Raw genomic sequence first — 6,429 nt, forward strand, 5'->3', positions numbered from 1 at the left:
GAGACTTCAGATGGACCGCACGCCCCGCTTCATCGACATCCATGTCGTCCAGCCGATTCCGTACGCGAACCTGAACCGGGACGACACCAACTCGGTGAAGACCATGCTCTACGGCGACGCGCTGCGCACCCGCATCTCCAGCCAGTCCTGGAAACGGGCCATCCGCGAGCACTTCCAGGACGCGCTCGGTGACAGCGCGCTGCGCACGCGCCGCATCGGAGAGCGGGTCGCCGAAGTCCTCCGGGGCCGCGGGTGGGACAAGGAGCTCGCCGACCGTGCCGGCGCACACGTCGCGGCGGGAAGCAGCATCAAGTGGGAGGTGGCCAAAGGGAAGGACAAGCAGCCGATCACGAACAAGGTCCTGACCAACGCCCTCGTCTACCTCCCCGAGGACGCGGTCGAGGAGCTGGCGGACATCGCCGAAGCCCACAAGGACGCGATCACGGTCGACTTCACCGGCAAGGAGAAGGCGAAGGACAAGCCCGAGAGCGCTCTGAAGGGAAAGATCGACAGGATCCTCATCAAGAGGAACGGTGTCATCAACCTCTTCGGCCGCATGCTGGCCGAGATCGACCAGGCCGATGTCGACGGCGCCGTCCAGGTCGCGCACGCCTTCACCACGCACACCACCGAGGTCGAACTCGACTACTTCGCCGCCGTCGACGACGTCACCGCGGCGCGGAACGACGAAACGGGCAGCGGCCACATGGGCACCGCCGAGTTCAGCACCGGCACCCTGTACCGGTTCGCCACGGTCGACCTCAAGGAACTGACCAAGAACCTCAGCGACGACAGCGAGATCGCCGTCGACGCCGCGCGCGAACTCGCCGGGCAGTTCCTGCTCTCCTTCATCGAGTCACTGCCGCAGGCCAAGAAGAACTCGACCGCTCCGCACTCGCTCCCGCACCTGGTCCATGTGGCGGTCCGGTCCGACCGCCCGCTGTCGTTCGCCGCGGCCTTCGAGGAGCCCGTACGGTCGGCTCAGCACGGCGGCTACGTCGCGCGCTCGGTGGAAGGCATCGACGCCTACTCCCATGCCGCCAACACGCTCCTCGGCTCAGGCCGCGTCCTGCACGCCGCGCACGCCTCCCTCCACTTCGACAAACTGGAACATCTCGGAGAGCGCCGCCCGTCCTTCGAAGCGCTCGTCGCCGCCGCCGTCGCCGTGGCGCTCGCCGAGGCCCCTCAGTGACCGGGAAGCACGCGCGCGGGCTGCTGCTGCGTCTGGCAGGGCCGCTCCAGTCCTGGGGGACCCACAGCAAGTACCTGTGGCGTGACACGGCCCGATTCCCCACGCGATCCGGCGTCGTGGGCATGCTGGCCTCGGGACTCGGCCGGGAGCGGGGTGCGGCGCTGGACGACCTCACGGCGCTGTCCATGACCGTACGCGTCGACCGTCCCGGCGTCGTCCTTTCCGACTACCACACCGTGGGCGGCGGGCTGCCCGCCGATGAGAAGGTGATCACCGCAAGCGGGAAACGCAGGTCCGAGGAGACGGGCACGCTGGCCTCCAAGCGTCATTACCTGGCCGACGCGTCCTTCACTCTCGCGCTCACCTCCGACGACGCCGATCTGCTCCATGTGTGCGCCGCCGCCCTGCGCGACCCGTACTGGCCGCTCTTCCTCGGCCGCCGGTCGTGCCCGCCGGAGGGCCCGGTCCTGCTGGGGGCCGTGGAAGACCCGCTGCACCACCTGGTACGACTGCCGCTGGCGGCGAAGCGGCCGCACGGCGGCCCGCGGCCGATCGACTTCTACAGTGACCGACCGCTCGGAGTGCTCCCCGTGGACTCCGACGCGCCCCACCAGGGCGACGGCGATCACCGGAGTGGTGAAGTCACCGACGAACCGCTGTCCTTCGCACCGCTGGAGCGCCAGTACCGGACCCGGCCGCTCTACCGACGTGCCGTGCGGTTGCCGGAGGCGGCGTACGGAGGCTTCGGTACCGGCTACCTGGAGAAGCTCCGCGCCTACATCGACACCTGCTGCGTCGCGCCGGAGAGGAGCGCCCCATGACCCTGTGGCTGACCCGCATCGTGCCCTCGCCCAGCTCTCGTGATGCCCGAAGGGACCTCGGCGGCGCCGACGAGGGCATCCGCCTGCACCGGCGCGTGCTGCAGATGTTCCCCGACGGGGTCGAAGGCCCGGCCCGGGCCGCGTTCGGAGTCCTGTTCCGCGCCGAGGAGACTCCACGGGGGCCGCAGATCCTGCTGCAGAGCCGCACCGAGCCCGACCCCTCCCGCCTGCCGGCCGCCTACGGAAGCGTCGAAACCCGCTCCCTCGACGCCCTGTTGTCGCACCTGTGCAAGGGAATGGTCGTCAACTACCGCTGTGTGGCGAACCCTGTGCGCAAGCCGGGGGAGGCCTCCCGGAAGGCGTACGGTCTACCGCCCGTCGTGGCGTTGAGCGGCAACGCCGCAGTGGAGTGGTGGGAACGCCAGGCCCGCGCCGGCGGGTTGGAGCCGCTGCACGTCGACGCCGACCCGCTCACCGCCGTGCGAGGCAACCAGGGCCCGCAGGGGCCCGCCGCGAAGCGGGTGATCCAGCAAGCCCGGGTGCGGTTCGACGGGGCGGCCAGAGTCCTCGATGCCGAACTGCTGCGGGAGAGGCTCGCTTCGGGCATCGGGCGGGGCAAAGCGTACGGATGCGGCCTCCTCACTCTCGCTCCCGCCAGGTGAGTTCGTCGGGGCCGAGCCGTCGCCTCTGATCCGCCTGCGGGAGCGGCACACGTACGACTGGGCTGCCACCCGCACTCCGTCACCGTGGCCGATCCCGCGCACGCGTCCGGGCTCCGTGCGGCGGCGGTGTCCTTCACTGCGTTCAGCCGCACCGTGAACGGCCCGCCGTCGTGTCCACGCGGCGGGTGCGGCGGGCCGAGGAGGGTGGTCGTCCGGGGCGCTTGTGGGTCCGTGGGCCCACGCCGCCGCGGTCCGCGCTCAGTACGCTCGGATGTGCCGGGGGCCGCCGATCGTGCCGCCGCCGCGATGCCGAGCGATGGGGTGGGGTGGGCGTCGATGGGTGCCGGATTCTTCTACTCGTACCACCTGGGCTGGTCCCGGCCGGACGTCCGGACGCTCCTGGGCGACCTGGAGGCCGAGGGGTTGCGCCCGGCGCATCCGGTGACCGGCCGCGCCGTGCTCGTCAGCCTCGACTCGGCGTCCCCGGGGTCCCGTTCCCCCGTCACCCGCGAGCAGTTGCTGGATGTCGCCGGGCTCCGGCGTCTGCCCGAGATCGGGTTCCGGCTGTGGTCCGACGCCGGCCCCGACCTCCTGGTACGCGTCCGGCGGGCCCGGCCCGGAGTCGTCGCCCTCGACTTCTCCGTGGGCGAGCTGCCCGGCCCGGAGCGGGAACACGCGGTGAGCGCCATACGGCGCACCGTCGGCCGGGCCTCCGTCCTCTGCATCGGCTTCGTCGTGGACCGCACCGGCGCCACGGCCGCCACCGACTGGGACAGCGTCGTCATCGAGGGCGCCGCGCCCCTCGACGTCTGGCCCGACACCGTCGCCGTACGGGACGAGACCGCCGCCCGCCACCCGCAGCTCGCGGTGATGGACGCGGTGGACGTGTCCCCGTGGAAGGTGTTCGGGAACGCGGTGCTCGGGGTCTGAGCCGGGGGAGCGGGTACCGGGCGCGGCCCGGCCGCCGATGAACGGGGCGGGGAGTTCTGGGGTTCCGGTCCTCGCCCGGACGCCGTGGCGGATGCGGTCCGGCGGCGACCTCGTGACCCGGATGCCGTGGGGGACTCCGCCTGACGGCAGCGTCATGGCCGGGACGTCGTGGGGGATTCCGTCCGCAGGCAGCGTCCTCACCGGGACGCCGTGGCGGGCCCGGCCTGCCGGCAACGTCATAATCGGCCATATGTCCGACCACCAGCTCCGCCCCCGGACGCCGACGCCCCCCGCTCCGACGCACCCCGCTCCGGAGCCCGCTGCTCCGAAGCCGACCGCCCCCACGCCCACCGCCCCGGCACCCGGCCGTCGCGCGTCCGGCCTCCGCGCCCTCGGGCCCCGGGCCGCCGCCGCGTTCCGGTCCGCCGCGCCCGCCCTCGGGATCTACGCCGCCGTGCGGGCGCTGGGCCTCCTGGTCTTCTGGGTCGCCGCGTCCGTCGCCGGGAAGGACCCGCTGGGGCCGCTCAGCGGACGCTGGGACTCCGTCTGGTACCAGCGCATCGCCGAGAACGGCTACGGCTACACCGTCACCCTCCCGAACGGCTCCGTCCACCCCGACCTGGCGTTCTTCCCCCTCCTCCCCGCCCTGGAACGCGGCATCTCCGCCGTGACCCCCCTCACCCTCGGCGGCGCCGGCCTCCTCGTCGCCTGGACGGCCGGTCTGCTCGCCGCCTGGGGCATCTACGCCGTGGGGGCGCGGCTGCGCGGACGGCGTACGGGGATCGTGCTGGCCGCGCTCTGGGGCGTCTACCCGACGGCGTTCGTGCAGTCGATGGCGTACACCGAGACCCTGTTCACCGCGCTCGCCGCCTGGGCGCTGTACGCCGTCCTCACCGGCCGCTGGATCGTGGCGGGCGCGCTATGCGTGCTGGCCGGTCTGACCCGGCCCACGGCGGCCGCGCTCATCGCCGCCCTGGCGATCACCGCCGCCGCCACCCTTCTGCGGGGGTACCGGGAGCAGCGGGGAGAGGCGGGGGCGGGCCGCGCGGGCCCGCTGCCACGGCGGCACGCCCGGATGCTCGCCGGCGTGGCGCTCGCGCCGCTGGGCTGGCTGGCGTACGTGGTGTTCGTGGCGGTACGGGAGGGCGGCCCCTTCGCGTACTTCGAGGTCCAGGCACAGTGGGGCAACAACATCGACGGCGGCGTCGCGCTCGCCACCTTCATCGCCGGCCTCCCGTGGCCCGCCGCCCTCGGCCTGTGCGCGGCGCTCGGGCTGCTCGGGTGGCTGGTGGCGCTGTGCGTACGGCAGCGGCAGCCGCTCCCCGTCCTCGTCTACGCGGTCGCGATCGTCGTCATCTCGCTGATCGGCGCCGGATACTTCGGCTCCCGGCCGCGCCTGATGATGCCCGCCTTCCCGCTGCTGCTCCCGCCCGCCGCCGCTCTCGCGGGGCTGCGGACGACGGGACGCACGGCCGCCGTGCTCACCGCCCTGGCCTGCGCGTCGGCGGCCTACGGAGCCTGGACCCTCCTGGGCGCGGGCCCGCCGTAAGCCCCCGGGCCTTCCCGCAGTACGGCCCCGGCCGCGACGGTGACGGCGACGGGCGAACCCGCCACGGCGCAGCCCCGGGCGCCCGCAGCGCCGCTGCTCCTCCGCGGCCCCGGCGCCCGCAGCGCCCTTGCTCCTACGCGGCCCCAGAGGTCCCGGACGCCCCGGACGCCTCGGTGGTCCCCGGCGCTCCGTGTGCCCCAGACGCCCCGGCTGCCCCGGAGGCCCCCGGCGCCCCGGCTGCCTCAGCAGCCCCGGCGGCCTTCGGCGTCCCGGCTGCCTCAGCAGCCCCGGTGGCCTCCGGCGTCCCGGCTGCGGGAGCCTGTGCCGGGGTCAGCTCCACCCGTACGCCCCGGCGCACCCCCCACCGTTCCATCGCCCCCGCCTCCGCCTCCAGCACGTGCCGGGCCCGCAGGCGGGGGAGTCCGAGGCGGCCGGGCCTCATCGTGGTGACCGCCAGGACCCGGAACCTCCGGTCCAGGTACGCCACATCGATCGCGAACCGCATGCCGAAGGTGTGCACGCTCCCGCACGGGGTGAGCATCAACGCCCCCGCGATCCCGTCCCGCCCGAGCAACCCCCGGGTACGGGCCCGGTACGAGGCCGCGATGCGCAGCGGCACTTCCCCGGCCCCGCCCGCCGGGGCCGCGTCCCCGCCCCCGGAGTCCGTGCCGACCGTGAGCGTGCCGTCGCCATCGCGCCATGTCCTCATGGGCACCGACCGTAGACCCCGGCACCGCCGTACGGGCCCCGAACGGCGGCGCTCGGGCCCTGGGGCCCACCTGATCCCGATCCGCCGGACGCACCTGCCCTGCCGCTCTGGGCCCCCGGGCCCAAGACCCCTGCTCCCGCCGCCCGTTAGGGTCGGGCCGTGGACGCCGTGCTGCTCGTCGTCGCCGCGGTCTGGGGTGCCGTCACCGGACTGCTGATCCCGCGCGCCGCCTACCGGTTCGCGGTCGAGCCGGAGGAGCCGTGGCGTACGGCGTGCCCGGCGGGCCACCCCCTCGCCGGTCCGGTACGCGGCTGGCTCGGCCCGCCCCGCTGCGCCCCCTGCGCCGAGCCCGGGGCGCCCGCGACCCCGGCGGCGGAGACCCCCGTACGGCCGGAGGAGGCTGAGGCGGGCCCCAGCGCCACCGCAGCCGCCCCGGAAGCCGACCTCAGCCCCACCGCAGCCGCAACCGCCCCGCAAGCCACCCCCAGCCCCACCGAAGCAGCCCCCGACGTCGGTCGGGAAGCCGCCCCGGACACCGCCAGGGAAGCCGCCCCCCGCCCCACCGC

At 74.3% G+C, this 6,429-nt stretch carries 5 protein-coding genes and 2 pseudogenes; 6 read left to right on the plus strand and 1 reads right to left on the minus strand.

The genetic code is table 11. The annotated features are described in order from the left end of the window. Nucleotides 1-10: 10 nt before the first annotated feature. The 5 genes from cas7e to IF19_RS0133130 all read left to right on the plus strand — a co-directional run bounded on the left by cas7e (nucleotide 11) and on the right by IF19_RS0133130 (nucleotide 5,154). Nucleotides 11-1,192, plus strand: coding sequence for a type I-E CRISPR-associated protein Cas7/Cse4/CasC (cas7e, locus tag IF19_RS0133110; protein WP_030115283.1), 1,182 nt, complete (start codon nucleotides 11-13; stop codon nucleotides 1,190-1,192). Next, nucleotides 1,189-2,013, plus strand: a complete 825-nt coding sequence (cas5e, locus tag IF19_RS0133115) for a type I-E CRISPR-associated protein Cas5/CasD (RefSeq protein ID WP_030115284.1) — start codon at nucleotides 1,189-1,191, stop codon at nucleotides 2,011-2,013. Before cas7e ends, cas5e begins: the two co-directional genes overlap by 4 nt. Beyond that, entirely contained in the window at nucleotides 2,010-2,675 is a 666-nt protein-coding gene (cas6e, locus tag IF19_RS0133120) for a type I-E CRISPR-associated protein Cas6/Cse3/CasE (RefSeq protein WP_030115285.1), read from the plus strand. The genes cas5e and cas6e overlap by 4 nt, the downstream gene beginning before the upstream one ends. 336 nt (nucleotides 2,676-3,011) lie before the next feature. Further along, nucleotides 3,012-3,605, plus strand: coding sequence for a hypothetical protein (locus IF19_RS0133125; protein ID WP_030115286.1), 594 nt, complete (start codon nucleotides 3,012-3,014; stop codon nucleotides 3,603-3,605). A gap of 250 nt (nucleotides 3,606-3,855) precedes the next feature. Beyond that, the gene (locus tag IF19_RS0133130; RefSeq protein ID WP_030278088.1) at nucleotides 3,856-5,154 is read left to right on the plus strand and encodes a glycosyltransferase family 39 protein; all 1,299 of its coding nucleotides are present in this window, start codon (nucleotides 3,856-3,858) and stop codon (nucleotides 5,152-5,154) included. Nucleotides 5,155-5,452: 298 nt separating this feature from the next. Here IF19_RS0133130 and IF19_RS0133135 read toward each other — a convergent pair. Further along, a pseudogene (locus tag IF19_RS0133135) lies at nucleotides 5,453-5,863 on the minus strand (DUF192 domain-containing protein); the annotation flags it as partial. Between the two features lie 159 nt (nucleotides 5,864-6,022). On the opposite strand from IF19_RS0133135, the pseudogene IF19_RS1000000138570 reads away from it, so the two are divergent. Beyond that, nucleotides 6,023-6,429: pseudogene (locus IF19_RS1000000138570) on the plus strand (prepilin peptidase); the annotation flags it as partial.

The sequence above is a fragment of the Streptomyces californicus genome, assembly GCF_000717645.1.
Taxonomy (GTDB): Bacteria; Actinomycetota; Actinomycetes; order Streptomycetales; family Streptomycetaceae; genus Streptomyces; species Streptomyces californicus.

Coding starts and splice junctions, on each gene's coding strand:
- cas7e (WP_030115283.1), top strand. CDS start 11: ATGGACCGCACGCCCCGCTTCATCGACATCCATGTCGTCCAGCCGATT.
- cas6e (WP_030115285.1), top strand. CDS start 2,010: ATGACCCTGTGGCTGACCCGCATCGTGCCCTCGCCCAGCTCTCGTGAT.
- IF19_RS0133125 (WP_030115286.1), top strand. CDS start 3,012: ATGGGTGCCGGATTCTTCTACTCGTACCACCTGGGCTGGTCCCGGCCG.
- IF19_RS0133130 (WP_030278088.1), top strand. CDS start 3,856: ATGTCCGACCACCAGCTCCGCCCCCGGACGCCGACGCCCCCCGCTCCG.